Annotated in this window: 18 protein-coding genes; 5 read left to right on the forward strand and 13 right to left on the reverse strand. The window is 42.2% G+C overall.

What is annotated here, in order from left to right:
• Nucleotides 1-41 precede the first annotated feature (41 nt).
• The 8 genes from L6C30_RS01925 to L6C30_RS01960 form a co-directional block, all read right to left on the reverse strand.
• The gene (locus tag L6C30_RS01925) at nucleotides 42-632 is read right to left on the reverse strand and encodes a tetratricopeptide repeat protein (protein ID WP_070153255.1); all 591 of its coding nucleotides are present in this window, start codon (nucleotides 630-632) and stop codon (nucleotides 42-44) included.
• Nucleotides 629-1,222, reverse strand: coding sequence for a methionine biosynthesis protein MetW (gene metW / locus L6C30_RS01930; protein WP_019836833.1), 594 nt, complete (start codon nucleotides 1,220-1,222; stop codon nucleotides 629-631). The genes L6C30_RS01925 and metW overlap by 4 nt, the downstream gene beginning before the upstream one ends.
• Complete coding sequence (locus tag L6C30_RS01935; protein ID WP_019836832.1) at nucleotides 1,222-2,382, reverse strand: homoserine O-acetyltransferase; 1,161 nt, start codon at nucleotides 2,380-2,382, stop codon at nucleotides 1,222-1,224. The genes metW and L6C30_RS01935 overlap by 1 nt, the downstream gene beginning before the upstream one ends.
• Nucleotides 2,383-2,475: 93 nt before the next feature.
• Nucleotides 2,476-4,173, reverse strand: a complete 1,698-nt coding sequence (gene leuA, locus L6C30_RS01940; RefSeq protein WP_019836831.1) for a 2-isopropylmalate synthase — start codon at nucleotides 4,171-4,173, stop codon at nucleotides 2,476-2,478.
• A gap of 224 nt (nucleotides 4,174-4,397) precedes the next feature.
• On the reverse strand, nucleotides 4,398-5,507 hold the full coding sequence (locus tag L6C30_RS01945; RefSeq protein WP_019836830.1) for an alpha-hydroxy acid oxidase: 1,110 nt from the start codon (nucleotides 5,505-5,507) through the stop codon (nucleotides 4,398-4,400).
• Nucleotides 5,504-6,187, reverse strand: a complete 684-nt coding sequence (locus tag L6C30_RS01950; RefSeq protein ID WP_019836829.1) for a Fe2+-dependent dioxygenase — start codon at nucleotides 6,185-6,187, stop codon at nucleotides 5,504-5,506. The genes L6C30_RS01945 and L6C30_RS01950 overlap by 4 nt, the downstream gene beginning before the upstream one ends.
• A gap of 160 nt (nucleotides 6,188-6,347) precedes the next feature.
• A complete protein-coding gene (locus tag L6C30_RS01955) occupies nucleotides 6,348-8,582 on the reverse strand; it encodes a catecholate siderophore receptor Fiu (protein WP_236162781.1) in 2,235 nt (744 codons plus the stop codon).
• A 294-nt stretch (nucleotides 8,583-8,876) separates the two neighbouring features.
• Entirely contained in the window at nucleotides 8,877-11,045 is a 2,169-nt protein-coding gene (locus tag L6C30_RS01960) for a TonB-dependent receptor domain-containing protein (protein ID WP_019836827.1), read from the reverse strand.
• Nucleotides 11,046-11,311: 266 nt separating this feature from the next.
• On the opposite strand from L6C30_RS01960, the gene tig reads away from it, so the two are divergent.
• From tig to L6C30_RS01980, 4 genes are all read left to right on the forward strand, one after another.
• Nucleotides 11,312-12,643 (forward strand): trigger factor, encoded by a 1,332-nt coding sequence (gene tig, locus L6C30_RS01965; RefSeq protein WP_019836826.1) that lies wholly within the window; start codon nucleotides 11,312-11,314, stop codon nucleotides 12,641-12,643.
• 191 nt (nucleotides 12,644-12,834) lie between these two features.
• Entirely contained in the window at nucleotides 12,835-13,440 is a 606-nt protein-coding gene (gene clpP / locus L6C30_RS01970; RefSeq protein ID WP_019836825.1) for an ATP-dependent Clp endopeptidase proteolytic subunit ClpP, read from the forward strand.
• Between the two features lie 29 nt (nucleotides 13,441-13,469).
• Nucleotides 13,470-14,780: an ATP-dependent protease ATP-binding subunit ClpX gene (gene clpX / locus L6C30_RS01975; protein ID WP_236162782.1), complete on the forward strand. Its 1,311-nt coding sequence runs from the start codon at nucleotides 13,470-13,472 to the stop codon at nucleotides 14,778-14,780.
• A gap of 193 nt (nucleotides 14,781-14,973) precedes the next feature.
• On the forward strand, nucleotides 14,974-15,690 hold the full coding sequence (locus L6C30_RS01980) for a DUF2846 domain-containing protein (RefSeq protein WP_236162783.1): 717 nt from the start codon (nucleotides 14,974-14,976) through the stop codon (nucleotides 15,688-15,690).
• A gap of 108 nt (nucleotides 15,691-15,798) precedes the next feature.
• On the opposite strand, the gene L6C30_RS01985 is transcribed toward L6C30_RS01980, so the two are convergent.
• Complete coding sequence (locus L6C30_RS01985) at nucleotides 15,799-17,325, reverse strand: fumarate hydratase (RefSeq protein ID WP_004974861.1); 1,527 nt, start codon at nucleotides 17,323-17,325, stop codon at nucleotides 15,799-15,801.
• Between the two features lie 235 nt (nucleotides 17,326-17,560).
• Between L6C30_RS01985 and L6C30_RS01990 the strand changes: the two genes are divergently transcribed.
• Complete coding sequence (locus tag L6C30_RS01990; RefSeq protein WP_070153231.1) at nucleotides 17,561-18,172, forward strand: class I SAM-dependent methyltransferase; 612 nt, start codon at nucleotides 17,561-17,563, stop codon at nucleotides 18,170-18,172.
• Nucleotides 18,173-18,301: 129 nt separating this feature from the next.
• On the opposite strand, the gene pta is transcribed toward L6C30_RS01990, so the two are convergent.
• The 4 genes from pta to L6C30_RS02010 all read right to left on the reverse strand — a co-directional run bounded on the left by pta (nucleotide 18,302) and on the right by L6C30_RS02010 (nucleotide 23,916).
• Nucleotides 18,302-20,443: a phosphate acetyltransferase gene (gene pta / locus L6C30_RS01995; protein ID WP_019836821.1), complete on the reverse strand. Its 2,142-nt coding sequence runs from the start codon at nucleotides 20,441-20,443 to the stop codon at nucleotides 18,302-18,304.
• 55 nt (nucleotides 20,444-20,498) lie between these two features.
• Entirely contained in the window at nucleotides 20,499-21,716 is a 1,218-nt protein-coding gene (locus L6C30_RS02000; RefSeq protein WP_026438071.1) for an acetate/propionate family kinase, read from the reverse strand.
• A gap of 338 nt (nucleotides 21,717-22,054) precedes the next feature.
• Nucleotides 22,055-22,465, reverse strand: a complete 411-nt coding sequence (locus L6C30_RS02005; RefSeq protein ID WP_019836819.1) for a hypothetical protein — start codon at nucleotides 22,463-22,465, stop codon at nucleotides 22,055-22,057.
• Nucleotides 22,466-22,650: 185 nt separating this feature from the next.
• Nucleotides 22,651-23,916, reverse strand: coding sequence for a glutamate-5-semialdehyde dehydrogenase (locus L6C30_RS02010; RefSeq protein ID WP_019836818.1), 1,266 nt, complete (start codon nucleotides 23,914-23,916; stop codon nucleotides 22,651-22,653).
• Nucleotides 23,917-23,937: the final 21 nt, after the last annotated feature.

Here is a 23,937-nt window from a genome sequence, read left to right on the forward strand (position 1 = left end):
GCACCCGAAGGTGCATTGAGTTAATTTAAGCGCAATTAAATTTATTGTGCTTGAATCCATTGGTCAGCACGGTCACGTGCTTGACGAATTTGTTCTTGGGTCAAGTTCGCTGCCAATGCAGTTTTCTTACCTTCAGACAAAGAAATGACTTTATTGTCGAGCATGCCATCTCTGGTAGATAACTCATACCACTGATACGCGCCCATATAGTTTTTCTTTTGTTCTTCCATCATGGCAAGGTTAAAGCTAGCACGGTTATCACCACGGCTAGCTGCCTTTTCAAAATATTGACGTGCCAAGACTTCGTCTTTTTTCGTGCCAATACCATCCGCCAGCATACGACCTACATTGAGTTGCGCAGCAGATAAACCTTGATCTGCAGCTGCTTTGTACCAAGCAAACGCTTGACGACTGTCTTGCTGAACGTCTTTACCTTGTTGATATTTTGTTGCTAAGTAAAATTGTGCGCCTGCCTGACCTGCTTTGGCTGCCTTGATCAAGCCATTAATATCCATGGTTGAATATTGAGCCGCTTGGCTCGCTACAGAAGATGATGGTGAAACATAATCTGCATGGGCTTGAATGCTCAACAGTCCAACCAATAGCGTGGTGCTTAATAATAATTTTTTCATAGAGCGCTCACTCGATAAATTGCGACTTCACCAAACAAATTAGGTAGATGCTTACTGAGTAAACTATCTTGTTGATTCCCATTCACGGCAAGTCGGTTAATGATACGAATGTTATTTTCAGCACAAAGTGCCTCAAAATCACGAAATGTACATAAATGAATATTAGGGGTGTTGTACCACATATAAGGTAATGCATCTGAAACAGGCATTTTTCCTTTTAAGGCAAGAAAAGAGCGAGTCTTCCAATGCGCAAAGTTTGGAAAGGTAATAATCGCCTGTTTAGCCACACGCACCATATCTCTTAATAATACGTCAGGTGCATCTACTGCTTGCAAGGCTTGTGCCATGACCACATAGTCAAAAGACTGGTCGGCAAAGCGGCTAAGCCCCAAATTCAAGTCTTGTTGGATGATATTTAACCCGCGACTGATCGCAATTGCAATCTTTTCTTGATCAATTTCTAATCCGTATGCACGAATATTGTGCTGTTTGCTCATGTGTGCCAACAGTTCACCATCGCCACACCCCAAATCGAGTACTTTAGAATCGGGTTTAATCCACTTTTCGGCAAGTTGCTGATCAAGACGCATTACACGGCCTCCTGTGGGGTTGCTTGAAGATGTTCTGTTCCACCCAAGAATGCACGCATGGCTTTCACGTACAGTGGAATTGGGAACAAGAACGAGTCGTGTCCTTGTTCGGCATCAATATCCAAATAGCTGACAGGCTTATGATTGCTAATTAAGGCATCCACAATTTCCTGCGAACGCTCAGGGCTAAAACGCCAGTCGGTGGTAAAAGACACTACTAAAAACTTGCATTTTGTATTCGCCATGGCTTTTTGTAAGGATTGTTCGTATTCACGTGCAGGATCAAAATAATCCAGTGCCTTAGTCATAATTAAATAGGTATTGGCATCAAAATTACGGCTAAATTGTTCGCCTTGATAGCGTAAATAGCTTTCGACCTGAAACTCAACATCAAAACCATACATAAACTTGCCAGACTTTAAGTCACGACCAAATTTCTGTTTCATGGCTTCTTCAGACAAATAGGTGATGTGGCCGACCATGCGCGCCAAAATCAATCCACGTTTTGGATAGCTATCATGTTCCAAATAACGTCCATGATGAAAATCTGGGTCAGATAAAATCGACTGACGCGCGACTTCGTTAAAAGCAATATTTTGTGCGGAGAGTTTTGGTGCACTGGCAATAATGACGCATTTTTTAAGACGATCAGGATAATCTACCGACCATTGCAAAGCCTGCATGCCACCTAAAGAGCCGCCAATAATTGAATACCAAACCTCAATGCCTAAACGGTCAGACAGCATGGCTTGGGTTTTGACCCAATCTCGCACCGTCACTAAAGGGAAGTCAGGGCCATAGGGACGGTTGTCATTTTCAGGGTTGGGTGATGTGGGCCCCGTAGAGCCGTTGCAGCCACCAATATTGTTTAAGGCCACCACAAAAAAGTGGTTGGTATCAATGGCTTTTCCTGGGCCAATACAGGCATCCCACCAGCCTGCTTTTTTATCGTCGGCATGATGATAACCTGCAGCGTGATGATGCCCTGATAGTGCGTGACAGATTAGAATCGCATTGGATTTATCGGCATTGAGTGTGCCATAAGTTTCGACCATGAGTTCAAAGCGGGGCAGAACACGACCACATTCGAGTTCTAAAGGTTCTTCAAATTGGAATTTTTTTGGAACAACAATGCCTACTGAGTCAGCTGGAAAAGACACGGGAATAATTCGCCTTAAATCCTGAGGATGAATAAATAAAAGGATACCACTTGGGGTATCCTTTTCAAAATGCTTTTACATGTTAGCGCAAGATTATACTGCTGCTGCAACCACTTGATCTGTGCTTAACACACCTTGTTCAATCAAGCGGTTGGTGCAGGCAATAATTGCATCAATAGATGAGGTCACGATGTTGTCATGTACCCCTGCGCCAAAGGCAGATTTACCTGTACCTTTGACTTGCAACTCAATCAATGCCAACGCTTTTGCATGTGCGCCAGAGCTAATGCTGCGTTCTTCATAATTCAAAACATCAATTGGTAATTGAAGTGCATTCAAAATTGCTGAAATTGGGCCATTGCCTTCACCGCGTAAGCGTTGCGTTTCACCGTTCACGACCACATCTAACTCAATGACCTGATTGCCATTTTCATCAGACAACTTGTAGTTTTTCGTCGCATAGTGCGCATCTTTTACTGCAACGTAAGTGTCTTTAAACAAGTTCCAGATTTCGCTTGCGCTAATTTCAGTGCCTTGCTCATCGGTACGTTGTTGCACAATTTGTGAGAATTCGATTTGTAAACGACGTGGTAAAGTCACGTTGTAGTTCGATTCTAACAAGTAAGCAATCCCGCCTTTACCCGATTGTGAGTTGACACGAATCACCGCATCATAGTCACGACCTAAGTCTTTCGGGTCGATTGGCAAGTAAGGCATATCCCAAATTTCTTCGTTTTTCTGGAATTCAAAACCTTTCTTAATCGCGTCTTGGTGTGAACCAGAGAATGCTGTAAACACCAAATCACCTGCATACGGATGACGTGGATGCACTGGTAATCCTGTACATTCTTCAACTGTAGCAATAATTTCGTTGATGTTCGAGAAATCTAACTCTGGTGCAACACCTTGGGTGTACATGTTCAAGGCAATTGCAGCAACGTCTACGTTACCGGTACGTTCACCATTACCAAATACACAGCCTTCTACACGGTCTGCACCTGCCATAATTGCCAATTCAGACGCAGCAATACCACAACCACGGTCATTGTGACAGTGTACTGAAATGATCACGCCATCACGACGCGCAATGTTGCGGTGCATCCATTCTACTTGGTCGGCATACACGTTTGGTGTAGACACTTCTACCGTTGCAGGCAAGTTTAAAATCACTTTATTGGTTGGCGATGCTTCCCAAATTTCAGTCACGGCATCACAAACATCTTTAGCCACTTCCAACTCAGTTGCAGTAAAACATTCTGGGCTGTACTGGAATACCCATTCTGTTTCAGGTTGCTTCGCTGCGTATTCTTTTACTTTGCTAGCTGCATTGATCGCCAATTGTTTGGCACCCGCAACATCAACATTCAAGACTTTGTTGCGGAAGGTTGGCGAGTTGGCATTATAAATATGCACAATCGCACGTTTAGCACCTTGTAAAGATTCAAAAGTACGTGCGATTAAATGGTCACGCGCTTGTACCAAGACTTCAATATACACGTCATCTGGAATATGACCTTCTTCAATCAATTTACGCGTGAAATCGAAGTCAACTTGAGATGCCGATGGGAAACCAATTTCGATGTGTTTAAAACCAATTTTCACAAGCATTTGGAACATTTTGAATTTTTGTTCGATGTTCATTGGCTCAAAGATCGCTTGGTTACCGTCACGTAGGTCGGTACTCATCCAAATTGGCGCTTTGGTAATTTCGTTATTTGGCCATTGGCGGTCTGGTAAATCGACACGCTGGTACATACGACGGTATTTTTTGCTTGGATCTGCCAACATCATGTGAAAACTCCTTGAATAGTAGCGGTTGCATCGCGTGGATAACGGCAACTTACTATAAATATAGATTGTGTCTATTCTATCAATTTACAAGCTGTTTTCAGGAGGCTATCGCTAAAAGTAGAATCATGGCACTTGTAAACCAATATCTGTATCTTAATTGATCTGCAAGGGTAATAATTCCCTGTTTTTTACATATACGGCATGTGCTGTGAAATATTTTTCGGCTATTGGTTGTTTTGGTGATAAATATAACTGCTGTTGATTAGTTCGATGCAGTTTGTTCCCATAAGTGCCATTGAGACTTCAAATTCTTCTTTTAACAACTTGATAGTATGCGCTGCCCCTAGCGCGCCTGCAACTGCCAAGCCATAAATATATGGACGACCGACCAAAACTGCATTTGCTCCCAAGGCCAGTGCTTTAAAAATATCTGTGCCACGACGAATACCACTGTCCAATAAAATGGGGAAATCTTGCGGTAAAATTTTTCGCAGCGTGCCTAAAATTTGAATTGGGCTGACTGCGGTATCTAAGATTCGACCACCATGATTAGACACAATAATACCGTGTGCACCGTACTGATACGCCTGCTGCGCATCGGCAGGATGTAGAATACCTTTGAGTAAAATAGGCAGCGGGCTGTGTTGTAACAACCACACAATATCTTCCCATGTGGCAGCCTGCTGCATCAATCCATCAAAAAGAGGATGCTGATTTTCCTTGAGATGAGAGGTATTTACAGGTGTTTGATATACTGCCCGAATATGTGCAGGTAATTGAAAATAAGCGCGACGTTCACGATCCCGAATGCCCATGTGTGGTGCATCAACCGTGAGTACAATGGCTTGAAAAGCATGATATTGAGCTTGAAAAATCAAATCCAAAGCGGCTTTACGACTGCCTTGCCAATACAGTTGAAACCATTTTGCTGCGGCTGAAACCTGATTCAGTGCGCTCATTGAGGTGGTGCTTAAATGGCTGAGAATCATAGGCGCTTGTAGGGCAGATGCCGCTTGCGCTGTGGCAATTTCCCCCTGCGGATGAAACAGTTGTTGATAAGCTACGGGAGCTAAAAAAATTGGGTGGGGATAGTGTTCACCTAAGAGCTGAATTTGCGTATTTGCCTCTGCAAAAGAATTTAAATGGCGGGGCAGTAATTGAATATCGGCAAACGCACGTAGATTGTTTTTCAGACTATATTCATCACCCGCAGCGCCTTCTAAATTGGCCCAAGTGGCTGCATCTAAGTGTAATTGTGCCTGTTTTTGATAGTCGGCAATGGTGTGTAAGTGTGGCGGAATGTGATTCAAAGCTGCCAAGGGGAGGCTATTCATAACTGACTCCATTGACGAATCAGATTGTGATAATGTGCAGTCAGTGCCAATACTTCTGCTGTATCTCCAAGTTGTTGACGCAATTGCAAAATAGTCATATCTAAATTGAACAGCATACTGCGTTGCCAGTCATCTTTTACCATACTTTGACACCATGTAAACGCTGAAATTCTTTGACCTGCTGTAACAGGTTCGACCCGATGTAAACTAGTAGCAGGGTACACGATGGCATCACCTGCACTGAGTTTGACTTCATGACTAGCGTAATTGTCTTCAATAATCAGTTCACCGCCCTGATATTCTTCAGGCTCACTTAAAAAAAGGGTCATGGACACATCCGTGCGAATCGGACGTTGTACCTGTGCGCAATATTGCACGGCATTATCTACATGATTGCCATAGGTTGCTGTGTTTTGATAACAATTGAACATTGGCTGGAGGATATGCAAAGGGAGCGCGAACGACTGTAATAAAGTCTGCTGTTTCAGTGCGCTGAGGATGTCTTGTGACAGTGTTGCATAGCTTGGATGTTGCAGGTCAAACTGCAAATTCTGTTTAATTTTCTGTGCTTGAGCCCCTGCACTGAGTTGACCATTTTGCCATGCAGATGCGGTGTCCAATTCAGCACGAATTCGTTGGACTTGCATTTTGCTGAGGACTTCTGGAATGTGAAGCATCATACCGATTCTTCCTAAAAAAGTTTGAATTCAAACAGCCGAACATTCGATGGGGTGGTTCAACATGCAAAGTTCGAGCAATAGATAGTATGAAAAAATAATCTATCGCTCGAATCTAAATCTGTACCCTGTTTTAAGCGGGCTACTACAGATTTGCTATAACCTAGAACTTGTAGTTTAAACTGATTGCTGCCGAGCGTGGCTGCCCAAGCACGACACGACCACCACCATTGTTTAGCGTGCTGATGTATTCTTTATCGGCAAGGTTATAAAGGTTTAAATTTAACGAGGCATTTTTGTTGAAGTTGTAGCCTGCCAATGCATCAAACACGATATAGCCTGGAATATTTGGCATGTTGGCAGGTGCATTGCTATCAGTCACAACTCGTTTTTGTTCATCGACATAACGTGCGCCCAAACCTAATTTAAAGCCCGCCCAGTCGTAGGTTGACCATAAACTTGCAGTCCATTCAGGCGACCAACGTTCCGATAAGGTTGTGGCACTCGATGAACGTTGATTCAGTTGTTTCACTTTCATGTGCGCAACGCCTGCAGACAAATTCCAGTTTTCGGTCATTTGACCAACGGCACTCAACTCAATGCCATCGACCCGTTTTTTACCCTCTTGTACAGCAAGCTGAGAAATTGGATCTATAGTCGATTGATTTTCATTTTCTGTACGATACGCTGCAGCAGCCAAAGCCAGCTTGCCTTGGAGTAACTCCCATTTACTGCCTAATTCATAGTGATGGGTTTCTTGAGGCTTTGCATTGATTGCGTCATTGCCCGATTCAGACAGGCTAAAGTTGGCGCTGCCGGGCGGAGTCAGCGATTTTGCATATGCAGCGTAAATGCTGCTATTTAATGTAGGCTTATACACAGCGCCAAGTTTCCAGCTAAACAACGTATCGTGCGTGCTCAGATCTGTGGCCACCAAAGCATTTCCCCCACGTGGCAGAGTAAGCCCTTGATAATCGGTTTCATAATAATCGACCCGTACGCCACCATTCAGTTGAAAACGCTCTCCAAATTTTAGAGTATCAAATAAATATGCGGCTGCCGTTTGGGTTTCACCATCGGTATAACCACCATTGTAAATTAGTGGTGGCATGGCTTGATTGCGATCTGGACGATAAAGATTGGCCCACGGTGTATCGGCAGTGGCTTCGCCAGGCATCTGGGTTGCCATGAGTTTGCTAGATTGCTGTTCTTTTAAAAACTCCATGCCTGCAACAACATCATGCTGTACTGCGCCCGTTTTGACACTCCAGTTTAAAGTGCTTTGATTGGCCAGAATTTTATTTTCTTGATCAATGCCTTGACGGGAGCGATTCACTTCCCATTCGGCAGGGTTTGATGAACCATTGGTTCGAAGACCATTTGCACCTGTATTGATGCCTGTTAAAACCCGATTCATGTGGGTTTTCGCTACACGGGTGATATTGGTCAGTTGGAGTTGATCGGTTAAATCACTTTCAATTTTTGCGGTGAACATATCAGCATCGACATCTTCATAGTCATTGACATGACCATAAAAATTTTCCCGATTGACTTTAGGCGCAGTGGCTAACAGTGAATCGGTATTGTAAAAGCCTTGCATGCCCACAGTTGGAATGCCACCATCTGGAATATTGCGTTGTCTGATGTGTTGAGAATATAAATAAAGGCGTGTGGCAGTGTTTAATCCAAAGGCGATAGAAGGGGCGATGGCATAACTATTGTTTTCAATATAGTCGCGTCCTTCTATGCCGCCTTCTTGCCCCATCACATTCAGGCGAAAGGCGGTATTTGGATTGATGGCCTGGTTAATATCTGCAGAAAGTCTTGTATGTTGTGCTGTGTTGTAAGTTGCAGAAATTTCCTGACTGCTTTCACTTTGCGGTAATTTGCTGACCAAATTGATATAACCCGATGCTGCACCACGACCCGCTTCTGAACCCGATGGGCCTTTGACAACTTCAATTTGATCAATGTTAAATACATCACGGCTGATTGCGCCTAAATCTCGGACACCATCAACATAGGTCGAGGTTTGGGTGGAAAAACCACGCATTTGAAAGGCATCGCCAGCACTAGTATTGCCATTTTCTCCCAATTGTAGAGTAATGCCTGGTGTATTGCGTAAGGCTTCAACTAAGGACGTTGCGCCTTGTTCTTGTAGCATTTCTTTTTTAATCACAGAAATTGTTTGTGGGGTATCTAACAACGGCTGAGTGTATTTTGCGGAACTTAAGTTATCAGCCTTGTATTTGCTTTCAGCTTCAGATTTAACGGTAATAGTGGGAAGCTGGGTGACGTCATCTTCAGGATTTGCTGCATGAGCAAGTAGTGGAAGAGAGGCGGCTAAAGCCATCAGTTGCGCAGAGCGGTTGTGTTTGCGACTTTTGATCTGTGCCATTTATGCGATTTCCCTAAGCATGAACCATCACGAGGTCATGCTTTATTCGTTGGTTCAAGCTCAAAATGTGAATAAAGTGTGAAGTTATTGTTATGACGTCTATAACAAGTGTTGCTAATTGTATTGAGAATCATTATCAATCTCAATGTGTGAGCAGTAGGTTTGTGCGGTTTTTATTTGAAAATAATAATCATTATCAATATTTTTATTTAAAAAAACGATACAACAGTAAAAAAAGGAGAGAGAAAAGGTAGAAAACCCTGCCGAAGCAGGGTTTAAAAAGAAATTTAAGGCTTAGAAGTCATAAGAAACAGAGAGCCAGTAATTGCGACCTGCTAAATATGTGCCCGAAACAGCTGAACCAATGTCTAAGTATTTATAGGCAGTTGCAGTTTGAGTTTTACCTTTGTTGACATAGGTATAGCTCTGATTATCTTTGGTGAAGTCCTTATCTAATAGGTTATTCACCGCCATATTGAAACGAAGATTATCTGTTACTGTATAGCTTGCACCTAAGTTAAATACGTTATAGCCACCAAATTTATCGCCCATGATTTTGTATTCTTCAAAATCGCTAGTTTGTGGTGTTGTTGGTAATTGTTTGAAGCGCAAACGGGCTGACTTGTATTCGTGTTGTAACCACACATCAACGTTCGGATTAATGTGCCAAGTCGAGGTCAGGTTAAAGGCATTGCGAGGATTGTTGTTATAGTACAGTCCTTCATCCTTACCATCTGTAATTTCACTTTTGGTGTAAGTATAGGCCGCTTTAATATCCCATTCAGGAATAATGCTGTACTGTAAAGACGTCTCAGCACCATAGATTTTGGCTTCGTTGGCATTTACACTTCTAGAGCAATCATCTACTGGGCAAATCGCTAAATTAGAGATGTCTTGGGAAACAATCGCATCTTCAATTTGGCTGTAAAAGCCTGTGGCGGTAAAATTCAGCTGATCATTAGGCTGTAAATTAAAACCAAGTTCGTAATTGGTCGATGTTTCTGGTTTTAAAGCAGAGTTACCAAATACATAGGTCGAACCCTGACCACTCATATTGATTAAACCATCGTAGAGTGCCTTAGGCGAAGGTGCTTTATAACCTGTGCTGACACCACCCTTAATGGTTAAAATATCATTGGTGTTCCAGACTAAATAAGCACGTGGACTAAACTCGCCACCAAAACCAGAGTGGTCTTCATAGCGTGTACCAAACGTGAAGGTCAAATTGTCGAGTAAGCTCCACTCATCTTCGGCATAGATTGCCCAAGAGTCTTTCTCAAATTCATCTTTGCCGCTTTTATGTTGAGCAATATTGTCACGAATGGTGAGCTTTTTATATTCTGCACCGACTGTAACTTTGTGCGCACCAAAGGTGGAAATTAGATGGCTATCTGCAACCAGATCGGTATTTTCTAAAGTACGGTCACTGCCAATGAGTGGATTGTTCTGCTGCGCAGTTTTGTCAAAAGCATCGGTTGGTAGAGTACGACCTTTAGTTTCAGTGTCTGAATGGCTAACATAGCTTTTCCAAATCCCGAAATCGTAATCACCTTCATGTCCCAAAGAAATTTGAGTACGGTTAAATTCCAATTCATCTTTATAACCTGATGCTTTGGTTGCGGTATCTAAAGTCCCTAAACGGTTATCTTCATTTTTATATTGCTGGCTAGAATGAAAACCATCTATCCAAAATGAATTTTGATCATCCAGTTTAAAGTCGAGTTTAGCACCAACATCGTAATTGTCTGCTGTACTTGGGCGTGGGTCACGACCTGTTGAGCCCTGAATGCGTTCTGAACGCTGACGGTCTAAATAGCTACCACGTAGTTGTAAGCCTAAACGTTCATTGATCAGTGGGCCATTGACAACAAAACTGGTTTTCCATGAATCGGCTTCGGCATTGTTTTCCATCACATTGCCGCTAACAGTGACATTACCATTCCATTCTTCTGATACTTTTTTGGTAATGATATTAATCACACCGCCCATTGCCTCTGAGCCATAGCGCGTTGCCATAGGGCCACGAATTACTTCAATGCGTTCAATTGAAGCAAGTGGTGGCAAAAATCCATTTGATGTTTCACCAAAACCATTCGGGGTGACATCTGAAGATGTGGTTTGACGACGTCCATCAATCAGAATCAGCGTGTATTCTTGCCCCATACCACGCAAACCGATATTTAAGTTTGAGGTTTTACCTACGCCGTTACGAATATCGACTCCAGGTACATCGGCCAATAAGTCAGCAATGCTGGTGGCATTTTTCTTTTCAATATCTTCTTTGGTGACCACACTAATAGAAGCAGGGGCATTTTTTAGTTCTTGTTCAAACCCTGCCGCTGAAACCACAATCGTGGAAAGTTGATGGGTTGAAGTCGCATTGGTAGAGCTATTTGCAAAAACTGAAGTTGATGCTGCCCCAAGTAAAGCAAGACACAGCGGGTGTAGGTTAAACTTAGCCATAAAAATAAAATCTCTAATAATGAATTGATGATGCCAATTGGACCTAGATGGTAATTAGAATCATTCATGCAGAATTTGACTAATAATAATGATAAGGATTCTTATTTACAACAAAAAATATACAAAAGTTGAAAATTTACAAAAAATGTTCCGCGAACGAATTAAAATTCGGTCGAGATCAGATCGTATTTTGTATATCCTTAAATGTTGTCATATAATGTGGCACTTTTTTATAAACTGTTATTACTAACTATATCGAGGAAGCCATGCAAGTAACTTCTGAAGCGGTTTCGGGCGTTGCCCGTCGTTTAAATGTATCTGTACCGACGAGCCGTATTAACGAGCAGTTTGAAGCTCGCTTGAAACGCACTGCCAAAACTGTGAAGATCAACGGCTTCCGTCCAGGTAAAGTGCCTCTAAACGTTGTTCGTCGTGAATACGGTGCGGGTATTTATCAAGAAGTGGTCAACGACATTATTCGTGACACCGTGTTTGAAGCAATCCAACAAGAAAAAATCAATGCTGTGGGTATGCCAAACATCGAAAAAACTGAAATGAAAGACGACGCTTTAGTATATGAAGCGACTGTTGAAGTTTATCCAGAAGTTGAAGTGAAATTTGACGGTTTGGAAGTTGAACGCAAGTCTTCTGAAGTAAATGATAGCGATGTTGAACAAATGCTTGAAAACCTTCAAAAGCAACGAGCTTCTTGGGTTGAAACCAAAGGCATGGCGAAAAAAGACATGCAAGTGACTTTTGACTTTGAAGGCACTGTAGATGGCGAGAAGTTTGAAGGCGGTGAAGCTGAAGACTTTAAACTGGTACTTGGTTCTGGTCGCATGATTCCTGGTTTTGAAGATGGTATCGTGGGCATGAAAAAAGGCGAAGAGAAAGTGATTGATGTAACTTTCCCTGAAGACTACCAAGCAGCGAACCTTGCAGGTAAAGCAGCACAATTCAAAATCACATTGAAGCTGGTTGAAAAGCAAAAACTTCCAGAAATTGATGCAGAATTCCTACAAATCTTCGGTATTTCTGAAGAAGAAGGCGTAGACAAGTTAAAAGCTGACGTTCGTAAAAACATGGAACGTGAAGTGAAAAACGGTTTACGTAACCAAGTAAAAGGCGCAACTTTTGATGCACTCGTTGCGGCAAACGAAGTTGAAATTCCGTCTGCAATGGTTGCTCAAGAAATTGACCGTCAACGTCAACAAATGATTCAGCAATTCACACAGCAGTTTGGTGCGCAAGGTGCAAAAGCATTTGACTCAAGCATGCTTCCAGATGAATTGTTCAAAGAACAAGCTGAAAAATCTGTAAAACTTGGCGTATTGGTTAGCAAAGTATTAGAAAATGCTAAACTTGAAGTAGATCAAGCGCGTGTAGATGCTTACATCGAAGACATGGCTTCTTCTTATGAAGATCCAAGCGAAGTGATTGAATACTTCAAAAACGACAAACAACAACGTTCACAAATTGAAGCTGTTGTTTTAGAAGACCAAGTTGTAGATCACATCTTAGCTTCTGCAAAAGTTACAGATACAACTGTAAGCTATGAAGACTTATTGAAAGAGCAGCAAGCTCGTCAACAAGGCTAATTTGTTTTGATACAAAAAGGCGCTTCGTGCGCCTTTTTTATTGCATCGCGGATTGCATTTTTTTCAGAGATTGATCGCTTCTCACTCAAAATATCTACGATTTAGGCCGTGAATATTTTGCAATTTAGACAATTATCCCTCATATTGTGAACATGAGTCGTGTCACACAAATTTAGGAATAAATAACCATTATGTATGTTCCAACAATTGAAAATGCTTTAATTCCCATGGTGGTCGAACAATCCTCTCGTGGTGAGCGTTCTTTTGATATTTATTCACGTCTTTTACGTGAACGTGTCATTTTCTTAACGGGTGAAGTCGAAGATAATATGGCCAACTTAATTGTGGCGCAGATGTTGTTTTTAGAAGCTGAGAACCCAGATAAAGATATTCACCTTTACATTAACTCACCAGGTGGTTCAGTGACTGCAGGTATGGCAATTTACGATACCATGCAATTTATTAAACCAGACGTCGTGACTTACTGTATGGGACAAGCAGCATCTATGGGTGCATTCCTGCTCAATGCAGGTGCAAAAGGTAAGCGGTACTGTCTTGAAAATGCCCGTGTCATGATTCATCAGCCGCTGGGTGGTTTCCGTGGTCAGGCATCAGATATTGAAATTCATGCGCGAGAAATTTTATTCATTAAAGAGCGTTTGAATCGTTTAATGGCAGAACATAGTGGTCAGGACTATGAAACTGTCGCAAGAGACACCGACCGTGACAATTTCATGACTGCACAGGCAGCAAAAGAATACGGTCTTGTGGATGAAGTTTTAACAAAACGTCCATAAGTTTTAAAGATTGAAATATTGGAGTGACTATGTCCGAACATCCTCAGGGACAAAAACATTGTTCATTTTGCGGTAAAACGCAGTCTGAAGTCGGGAAGCTGATTGCAGGCGAGGACGCATACATCTGTAATGAATGTGTGGACGTATGCTTAGACTTGGTTCAGACCAGTCAACAAGTTGAGTCGGGTGATTGGGCAACACGTCCATTGCCAAAACCACATGAAATTCGTGCTGCGCTTGATCAGTATGTCATTGGTCAAGATACTGCGAAAAAAACCTTATCGGTTGCAGTATATAACCATTACAAACGCCTAAAAGTGAGCAATCAGGCGCATAAAGCAGGCGATCCTGTCGAAATTTCAAAAAGTAACATTATGTTGATCGGTCCAACGGGTTCGGGTAAAACCTTACTTGCACAGACCTTAGCGCGTCTATTGGATGTGCCTTTTGCAATGGCAGATGCCACGACTTTAACCGAAGCGGGTTATGTGGGTGAAGATGTCGAAAACATCGTGCAAAAGCTGTTACAAAAAGCCGATTACGATGTAGAAAAAGCACAAAAAGGCATTATCTACATTGATGAGATCGACAAGATTACACGTAAGTCTGAAAACCCATCGATTACTCGTGATGTGTCTGGTGAAGGTGTTCAGCAAGCTTTGCTCAAAATGATTGAAGGCACAGTCGCTTCTATTCCGCCTCAAGGTGGACGAAAGCATCCGCAGCAAGAATTCATTCAAATTGACACTTCAAATATCTTGTTTATTTGTGGTGGTGCATTCTCTGGTTTAGAGAAAATTGTGCAGCAACGCCAAGAAAAAGGCGGCATTGGTTTTACCGCAGACGTGAAGAAAAAAGATGAAGGCAAGCAATTGTCTGATTTATTCCGTCAGGTAGAAGCAACCGACTTGGTGAAATTTGGTTTAATTCCAGAGTTCATTGGTCGTTTGCCTGTGATTGCAACGCTAGACGAGCTAGATGAAGATGCATTGATGCAAATTCTGACCGAGCCGAAAAATGCTTTAACCCGTCAGTATCAATACTTATTCGAGATGGAAAATGTCGATTTAGTTTTTGAAGATGCAGCGTTACGTGCAGTCGCGAAAAAAGCCCTTGAGCGTAATACGGGTGCGCGTGGTTTGCGTTCAATTCTGGAAAATGCCTTGCTCGAAACCATGTACGACTTACCAAGTCGTACCGATGTTGGCACAGTGGTGGTGACTGAAGCAGTGATTGAAGACGGTGCGAAGCCTGAATTTCAGGTCGAGCGTCAAGCCAAAGCTGAAGAGCCAGTTGAAGAAAAAGTTGACTTAAAAGTATTGGGCAGCAAAACTGCTTAATACGCTATTCGTCTGAAACGTGCCGAAACGCTAGGTTTCGGCACGTTTTTTATTGTCAAAAAATTTAAGGCAGTGTTAATCTTAAGCCTAGGCGTGGATGCCCATTATTCAAAACAACAATTGCAAAATGAATTTCCAGCTTGATTTGCAAAAACTTGACTTACAAAAATAAGAAACGCAGCGAGGGATAGACATGCGTGGTGTCGCAATCTTGGTCGTGACCAGTTTAATGTTGCTGGGATGTCATGGCAAAAAAAACGTGGTGCAACAAACGCAACCACCCAGTACCTTAAAAGTTTTAGATTTAGAACAAAAACCGGGATTTGTAGAACAGCACCGTTTGGGCATGATGACGATTGGTGGTTGGGTCAATCAAAAACTAGGACAAAATTTTAAACCTGTTCAGGCACAACATGCCGATGCTGCCATCGTGTATTTATATCGGCCAGATTCCAAATGGAACAGACAGGAAATTGTCGCGACCAGTATGTTTATCAACAAACATCGGATTCCAAGTTTATTACACAATCATTATTACTGGGTTGAACTGGCACCGGGCGCGTATCGTCTGAGTGTGAGTCGCCCTTTGGGTGCATTACATTTCCAAAAACCGAAGTATTTGGATTTTCAGGTGCACGCAGGGCAGTCCTATTTTATTAAGTATGATGAAGAAAACCTAAGTACCCGCAAAGAAGTTTCAGGACCTTTACTTCTCATGCCTGCAAGTACGGCACAACAGGAAATTGCATTTACTCAACTAAAAACAGAAAGCTATAACTTTGTCGCGGAAGATCAAACCACAGGCAAGTTGCGTAAAAAGCCACAAAAAATCAAGCATGAAAAATATGACCCTGCAGAAGATGTACATTTAACCCAACCCTTTAAATTGTGGGATCCGAGAACGTGGTAAAGGCTTGTATCTTTATCTCGCGCATCGCTTTCATTCATTTCTAACACGCATAAAAAAGCACCCTAAATTTGGGTGCTTTTTGGTTTGGCTTATTGCTAAATTGGAATATTATTCTGCTGCTGCATCTACAACAGGAATTTTGCCAATTTTAGCTTGCCAGATTTTTGGTGCAATCGCGTGGATTGATGTACCGTTGACATCAACTGCAACAGACACAGGCATATCTTCCACTTTGAATTTGTAGATTGCTTCCATACCTAAGTCTTCAAAAGCAACCACTTCTGCTTCACGTACTGCTTTAGATACGAGGTAAGCTGCACCACCTACAGCCATGAGGTAAGTCGCTTTGTGATCTTTGATCGCTTCAATTGCTGCAGGACCACGATCTGCCTTACCAATCATACCGAACAAACCAGTGTGTTCTAAGACTTGGCGGGTGAATTTGTCCATACGGGTTGCCGTTGTTGGACCTGCAGGACCAACGACCTCATCACCAACAGGATCGACAGGGCCAACGTAGTAAATGAATTTGCCTTTTAAGTCGACTGGTAATTCTTCACCATTGTTAATCATGTCGACCATGCGTTTATGTGCAGCATCACGACCTGTGTAAATCGTACCGTTTAATAACAACGTATCGCCCGGCTGCCAAGAGTTCATTTCTTCTTGAGTAATGTTGTCTAAATCTACACGTTTAGATTTTGAAGAATCCCAAGTCACTTCTGGGTAGTCTTCAAGTTTAGGCGCTTGAATATGCGCTACACCTGAACCATCTAACTGGAAGTGTGCGTGACGAGTTGCAGCACAGTTTGGAATCATACCCACTGGTTTGCCTGCAGCGTGGCAAGGGTAGTCTTTAATTTTAATATCAAGAACCGTCGTTAAGCCGCCCAAACCTTGTGCGCCAATACCAAGAGCATTCACTTTCTCGAAGATCTCGATACGGAGTTCTTCCATTTTATTTTGTGGACCGCGACGTAATAATTCGTCCATGTTGATTTCTTCCATGAGTGCTTCTTTTGCAAGCATCATGGCTTTTTCAGCAGTACCACCAATACCAATACCGAGCATACCCGGTGGACACCAGCCTGCACCCATAGTCGGAACAGTTTTAAGTACCCAATCTACAATTGAGTCAGATGGGTTCAACATTGCCAATTTAGATTTGTTTTCTGAACCACCACCTTTAGCAGCAACAGTAATATCTACTTTGTTACCTGGTACGAGTTTGTAGTGAATCACTGCAGGGGTATTGTCTTTGGTATTTTTACGGCCAAATGCAGGATCAGCCAATACTGATGCACGAAGTACGTTTGAGTTTTCTAGATAACCTTGACGCACACCTTCGTTAATTGCATCATCCAAGCTCATCGTTAAATCAAATTTAACGTCTAAACCCACTTCAAGGAATACGTTTACGATACCAGTATCTTGACAGATTGGACGATGACCTTCTGCACACATACGTGAGTTAATTAAGATTTGTGCAATCGCATCTTTCGCAGCTTTGTTTTCTTCACGATCATAAGCACGACTCATCGCTTGAATGAAGTCTTGTGGATGATAATAGGAAATGAACTGAAGCGCGTCTTTAATCGAAGTGATCAAGTCATCTTGCTTGATAATAGTTGTCATATCAAAAATCTCTTGAGCGGGCGGATAGCTAGCGGGCTAAATTATAAGACAAAATGCAGCAATTGTGGGCACTTTGATCAAGCTTTGGGCGAAAGTTTAATAACACTGATCAGCTTCAAAGTATTTGTGAAATATCCATCAATTCATATCGCTCAAACGCACTATGATTTTGTTGTTTTGTTTGTGCAAATTCAGCTATTTAAAGGACTTTTTTACAATAGTGATTGAGGTAAATATGAATGATTCCTCGTATTTAGCTGCTCAGATTATCTCTATTTATCGACGGTATGCAAAATCTTGGACGGACTTGCGTGGTCAGTTGTTATATGAAAAAACTTGGCTAGATCGTTTTCTTGGCCTTTTGCCTGCGCAGGCCAAAATTTTAGATTTAGGCTGTGGTTCGGGGCGTCCAATTGCTGCGTATCTATTGCAACATGGGCATCAACTTACAGGGGTAGATAGTTCAGACACCATGCTGGAAATGGCACGTGAACATTTTCCTACACAGTGTTGGATTGAAGCCGATATGCGCTCAGTGAATTTGAATCAGTGCTTTGATGGTATTTTGGCGTGGGATAGCTTTTTTCATTTAACGCCAAACGATCAGCGCTGCATGGTCGAGAAATTTGCGCTGTGGTCTACCAGCAATACAGTATTAATGTTTAGCAGTGGACCTGCTGCGGGCGAGGCGATTGGGGAAATGTTTGGTGAGGCACTTTATCATGCCAGTTTGTCGCAGGATGAGTATCGACAATTGTTAAAAGATCATGGCTTTAAAGTTGTGAAAATGCTCGCGGAAGATCAGGATTGTGCAGGACATACGGTGTGGTTGGCGCAGAGGTTTTGAAAAATTCATTGGATGGCGTTAATCAATTTTTGTAGCGATTTATTTGTAGTGATCTATGAATCTACAGAGAGGGATAAAAAAACCACCCAATTTTTCAATCAGGTGGTTTGTAAAACTTAACTTTACGAATTATTGAGCTGCTTGTTGCTCTGCCTGAATCGCAGTCAATGCAATGGTAAACACAATGTCATCTACCAATGCACCGCGGGATAAGTCATTCACTGGCTTATTCAAGCCTTGTAGCATTGGACCAACACTCACCACATTGGCAGAACGCTGTACTGCTTTATATGTCGTGTTACCTGTGTTCAAGTCAGGGAAAATGAACACATTGGCGCGACCTGCAACTTGAGAGTTCGGTGCTTTAGAGCGACCAACACTTTCAACCGATGCCGCATCGTACTGTAATGGACCATCAATCAGTAAGTCAGGACGACGCTGTTTTGCAATTTCAGTCGCTTTCGCTACTTTTTCGACGTCAGCACCTGCACCTGAAGTACCCGTTGAGTAAGAAATCATGGCAATACGTGGGTCAATACCAAACGCTTTTGCAGAGTCTGCAGACTGAATCGCAATTTCAGCCAATTGTTCTGCATCTGGGTCTGGGTTAATCGCACAGTCACCGTACACATAGACTTCATCAGGTAACAGCATAAAGAATACTGAAGATACCAATGAATAATCAGGTGCAGTTTTAATGAGCTGGAACGCAGGGCGAACTGTATTGGCTGTAGTATGTACAGCACCAGACACCAAGCCATCAACCTGATCAAGTGCTAACATCATCGTACCTAATACGACGGTGTCTTGCAGTTGTTCACGTGCTTGATCTTCAGTAAGTTTGCCTTTACGCATTTCCACCATTTTTTCGACATAATTTTCACGAATCAAGTCAGGATCAATGATTTCTAAGTCGTGTGGAAGCTCTATACCACGTGCTTTGGCAACATCAACTACCGCTTCTGGTTTTGCTAATAATATGCAGTGAGCAATACCACGTGATTGACAAATCGCTGCGGCTTGAACGGTACGTGGCTCATCACCCTCTGGAAGCACGATACGTTTTTTAGCTGCGATTGATTTTTGCACCAATTCATGACGGAATGCAGAAGGTGATAAACGTGGTTTGTACGAATCGCTAATTAAATGAGACAACCACTCTTGATTGATGTGGCTAGCTACAAAACGTGTAACTTGTTCTGCTCGTTCAGTATCATCTACAGGAATTTCGTTGCTAAGATTTAACAACTGTTGCGCTGTTTCAAATGTGCTTAATTTAGTATGTAAAATTGGCAAGCCATTTTTCATAGCTGCTTGGCAGAATTCTAATGCTGCTGCGCTTGGCGCTTTTTGTTCAGTTAACACCAAACCTGCAAGTGGAATGCCATTGCTGCTAGCTAAACTGCTGGCAAGCAATACATCGACACGATCAGCACCACTAACAATGAGTTCGCCTGCCACAAATTTATGCATTTCGTGTTCAATATTTGATGCAATTAAGCTGCTGTGTAATACACGACGCTGTGTTGCTTCACCTTGGTTGATCCATTCTGCTGAAATGTGCGCAGCTAAGTCAGACATGCGTGGCACACTTAAAGTGTTGCTAAAAGGCACTAAGCCAATCACTGGCATGCAGTCTTTACCAATCATTGGATGTGTGGTCTGAATTTTGCTGACAAATTGGTTGGTGTCGCTAATTAAACGTAAATTTGGATCTAGCGTAACAGGAATTTGTGCAGAACCTTCAGGCAAACCTTTGGTGCGCATGAACAATACGCCCGCAGTACGTTCACCAGACGCACCACCAAAGAAACGGAATTGATTGTCTACTTTTGACGCTGTTTTAACAGGATTGTTGATGTCGGCATTGCTCACAATAATGACTTTTGCATCCAGTGCTTTGGCCAAATTTGCATTCAATTCAGTTGCAAATGGATCACGTCCGTTTGGCAACACGCCTTCGACAATAATAATATCGTGATGTTTAGAAATTTCACGATGTAAACGAACTGCATCTTCAAGCAATTCGTCATTTTCATCATTTTTTAAACGCTCAGTCAGTGCAGCATAAGAAATCGGTTCAACTGTTTCATGCTTGAACAGGTGACGATACAACGCAGTCGTGCGGTCTGCTTCAGGTTGTAATTCTTGTGAAAAAGGTTTTAAGAAACCTGCTTTTACGCCTTGGCATTCCAAAGCGTAAATTAAACCTAAACATGCCGATGTTAAACCAACACCAATTTCTGTAGGAACCAAAAGTATTGTTTTCATAATTTTTTCTAAATCGTAAAGGGACTGATTGAAAGTGGCTGAGCAGTACGATTGCTTAAGCAATCGCAGCGTCACATTCAGACTTTTTTGCAGCTGACTTTAGCTCCTCTGCAACTTGCGCAGTTTCTTTCGCAATACGGCCTTCTTCGTCAGTTGGTACAACCCAAATTTGTGGACCGCCTGTACCGGCATCAATACGACCTTCAGTACCGCGTTTTAAGCTGTCATTGCGTTCTTTGCTGAAGTTAAAGCCAAAGTGTGGCAAGTAAGATACAGTTTTTTCACGGATGTAAGCAGAGTTTTCGCCAATACCGCCTGTGAAGAATAAGCCATCTAAGCGTGGTAAACCACAGCTAAGTGCAGCTAAAGATTTAGCTAAACGGTAGCAGAATACTTCAATGGCAAGCGTTGCATCTTCGTTACCTTGTTCAGATGCTTCAATGAGGGTGCGCATGTCATTCGATAAGCCTGACAAACCAAGTAAACCACTTTGGCTGTTCAGCATTTTGTCAATTTTGTAAATATCCCAACCTAAGTTGCTTGCAAGGAAGCTGTGTAAGCTTGGGTCTACATCGCCACTACGCGTACCCATCACCAAGCCTTCAAGTGGGGTTAAGCCCATAGACGTATCTACACTTTGACCATTCCAAATTGCACAAGTCGAGCTACCGTTACCTAAGTGAGCAGTTAACCAACCACCTTGTTTAAAGCTGCCAGCCAACTCTGAACCACGCTCTGAAACGTAAGCATGGCTTGTGCCGTGGAAGCCATAACGACGTACGTTGTGGTCGGTATATAAGAATTTAGGTACTGCATAACGGTATGCACGTGCAGGCATGGTTTGGTGGAATGCAGTATCAAATACAGCCACTTGCGGAAGTTCAGGGAACAAACGCATTGTTGCCTCAATACCTACCAAGTGTGCAGGGTTGTGTAAAGGTGCAAGCGGAGTTGCTTCACGAATACGTTGCACGATTTCTTCGGTTAATAATTCTGCTTTGGTTAAAGTACCGCCGTGTACAACGCGGTGACCAATAGCTTGAGGCTTATATTGAGATAAGCGACCAAGAATAGTTTCCAATGCTTTTTCATGGTCAGCATGTGGAATAGAAAGTTCGAGAGGTTCACCACCTACGGTAACACCTTTAATGCGTGCATCAGCAGAACCTAGATTTTCTGCCAAACCAAAGATACGATCTCCAACGCTTTCAGATACAAGCGCATATTTGATAGAAGAAGATCCGCAGTTAATCACTAATACTGATGTAGTCACTTTTATGTACCCGAATTCTAATTGAAGTTATCCCTAGTCAATCAAGCTGCATTGCAAGTTATGCAAATAGCAATCTAATACGCTGTAAACTTGATCATGACATATGTTTTATCATGTGTTTTTTATTGCTCCTAGATAGACTTTAGGAGATTAGACTTAAGCATTATCGACCATGAAATCAGAAATAATTAAAATTTATCAGTCCGAAACTTTCATTTTTTGATGAAATGATGGTTTTAATTACTGCTTAATTTCTGTTGTATTCTCTTAACATAGCACACTTCTTTCTTTAGGCGTGTGGCAAACTGTTTTAAATTATTTCCTCAATTTTTGTCAGTTTATTTTGATTTGGCAGCGTATTTAATTTCTGACCAACGGACAATCACATAAGCAATCAGTGCCACCATAAAAAACACCAACATCATCCACGCCAAGCCTTGTAAGGTTTCAATAATCGTGCGGTAAATTTCCAATACCCAGCGTTCTTGCGTCAGCTCAATCACAATTCTTTTGTCATTTTCGGCATAAGTAAGTGGCGTAATGTATTTTTCCATATCGTAAATACGAATGCCTGAAGATGTACCGACCACCATACCTGCAAATTTAGTGTACTTTGCCCATGCTTCATGAATTGGGTCGTGAATGATACGCGCCAAAATTGCATTGATGGAGTTAGAAAACAAACGCATGACAATGAATGACACCAAAAGTGCCAAAGCAAAGGTACTAATAATTAAATAATAAAACATAAGCATCGCCACTCTTTTTGATGATTTTTTTAATCTTGATGGTGATTTTTATTTTAAGTGAGCGCGAGATAGAAATGTGTAGTGGAACTGTGTCTTAAAATAGTGTGTTCAAAAGAATGGAATAATGTTCAGCTTTCTGTAAAACTGAACATTATGTTTGGCTATTACAAAATTACAGATTGATTTTATTGGCGGATTTGACCATCACCAAACACCACCCATTTTTGTGAGGTTAAACCTTCTAAACCAACAGGGCCGCGGGTATGAATTTTGTCGGTAGAGATTCCAATTTCAGCGCCTAAACCATATTCAAAACCATCAGCAAAGCGGGTAGAAGCGTTAATCATGACTGAACTTGAATCTACTGCAGCCAAGAATTGACGCGCTAAACTAAAATTTTCAGTAATGATGGCATCGGTATGATGTGAACCATATTTATTGATATGGTCAATTGCCTCATCAATTCCTGTAACCACTTTAATTGCCAAAATTGGGCCTAAATATTCGGTGTACCAATCTTCTTCGGTTGCTGTTTTGACACTTGTGCCCAAAATCTTTTGGGTTGCAGGGCAGCCGCGTAATTCGACTTGTTTTTCTGCATACAGTTCGGCAATGCGTGGCAAGAATTGTGCAGCAACAGCTTCGTCAACCAACAAGGTTTCCATCGCATTGCAGACACCATAACGATGAGTTTTGGCATTCAGCGCAATAGGCAGAGCTTTTTGTAAATCGGCCTGTGCTTCTACAAATACGTGACAGTTACCATCCAAATGTTTAATCACGGGAATACGTGCTTCATTGCTGATGCGTTCAATCAGGCTTTTACCGCCACGTGGCACAATCACATCTACATATTCAGACATGGTAATTAATTGCCCAACAGCAGCACGATCTGAAGTGTTAATCACTTGCACTGATGTTTCTGGCAAACCCGAAGTTTTTAAACCGTGTTGAATTGCAGCAGCAATCGCTTGGTTCGATTCCAGAGCTTCAGAACCACCACGTAAAATAATCGCATTGCCTGACTTTAACGCTAAAGACGCCGCTTCTAGGGTCACGTTGGGACGTGATTCGTAAATCATACCCACCACACCTAGTGGCACCCGCATTTTACCCAATTGAATACCTGATGGGCGATAAGCCATATCGGTAATTTCTCCAATTGGATCCATGAGGCCAATCACATCTTTTAGACCTTGTAACATGCCTTTAAAGCGTGCGGGGTTAAGTTCTAAGCGATCAAGCAGTGCGCTATCCAAGTTGTTGTTACGACCTTTGGTCATATCAATTTGGTTGGCAGCTAAAATAGCGGACTCGCTATTTTCCAATGCCGTATAAATAGCCGATAACGCATTGTTTTTAGATTGGGTAGAAGCGCTTGCTAAGACACGAGAGGCTTGGCGTGCTTGTTGTCCTACCGTTTGCATATATTGTTCAATAGACTCTTGCATAGCGGTTTGATCACTTAGAAA

The organism is Acinetobacter sp. KAM396 (assembly GCF_021602765.1).
In the GTDB taxonomy this organism is placed as follows: Bacteria; Pseudomonadota; Gammaproteobacteria; order Pseudomonadales; family Moraxellaceae; genus Acinetobacter; species Acinetobacter towneri_A.

Coding starts and splice junctions, on each gene's coding strand:
- L6C30_RS01925 (WP_070153255.1), bottom strand. CDS start 632: ATGAAAAAATTATTATTAAGCACCACGCTATTGGTTGGACTGTTGAGC.
- metW (WP_019836833.1), bottom strand. CDS start 1,222: ATGCGTCTTGATCAGCAACTTGCCGAAAAGTGGATTAAACCCGATTCT.
- leuA (WP_019836831.1), bottom strand. CDS start 4,173: ATGATGTTGGCAGATCCAAGCAAAAAATACCGTCGTATGTACCAGCGT.
- L6C30_RS01945 (WP_019836830.1), bottom strand. CDS start 5,507: ATGAATAGCCTCCCCTTGGCAGCTTTGAATCACATTCCGCCACACTTA.
- L6C30_RS01950 (WP_019836829.1), bottom strand. CDS start 6,187: ATGATGCTTCACATTCCAGAAGTCCTCAGCAAAATGCAAGTCCAACGA.
- L6C30_RS01955 (WP_236162781.1), bottom strand. CDS start 8,582: ATGGCACAGATCAAAAGTCGCAAACACAACCGCTCTGCGCAACTGATG.
- L6C30_RS01960 (WP_019836827.1), bottom strand. CDS start 11,045: ATGGCTAAGTTTAACCTACACCCGCTGTGTCTTGCTTTACTTGGGGCA.
- tig (WP_019836826.1), top strand. CDS start 11,312: ATGCAAGTAACTTCTGAAGCGGTTTCGGGCGTTGCCCGTCGTTTAAAT.
- clpP (WP_019836825.1), top strand. CDS start 12,835: ATGTATGTTCCAACAATTGAAAATGCTTTAATTCCCATGGTGGTCGAA.
- clpX (WP_236162782.1), top strand. CDS start 13,470: ATGTCCGAACATCCTCAGGGACAAAAACATTGTTCATTTTGCGGTAAA.
- L6C30_RS01980 (WP_236162783.1), top strand. CDS start 14,974: ATGCGTGGTGTCGCAATCTTGGTCGTGACCAGTTTAATGTTGCTGGGA.
- L6C30_RS01985 (WP_004974861.1), bottom strand. CDS start 17,325: ATGACAACTATTATCAAGCAAGATGACTTGATCACTTCGATTAAAGAC.
- L6C30_RS01990 (WP_070153231.1), top strand. CDS start 17,561: ATGAATGATTCCTCGTATTTAGCTGCTCAGATTATCTCTATTTATCGA.
- pta (WP_019836821.1), bottom strand. CDS start 20,443: ATGAAAACAATACTTTTGGTTCCTACAGAAATTGGTGTTGGTTTAACA.
- L6C30_RS02005 (WP_019836819.1), bottom strand. CDS start 22,465: ATGTTTTATTATTTAATTATTAGTACCTTTGCTTTGGCACTTTTGGTG.
- L6C30_RS02010 (WP_019836818.1), bottom strand. CDS start 23,916: ATGCAAGAGTCTATTGAACAATATATGCAAACGGTAGGACAACAAGCA.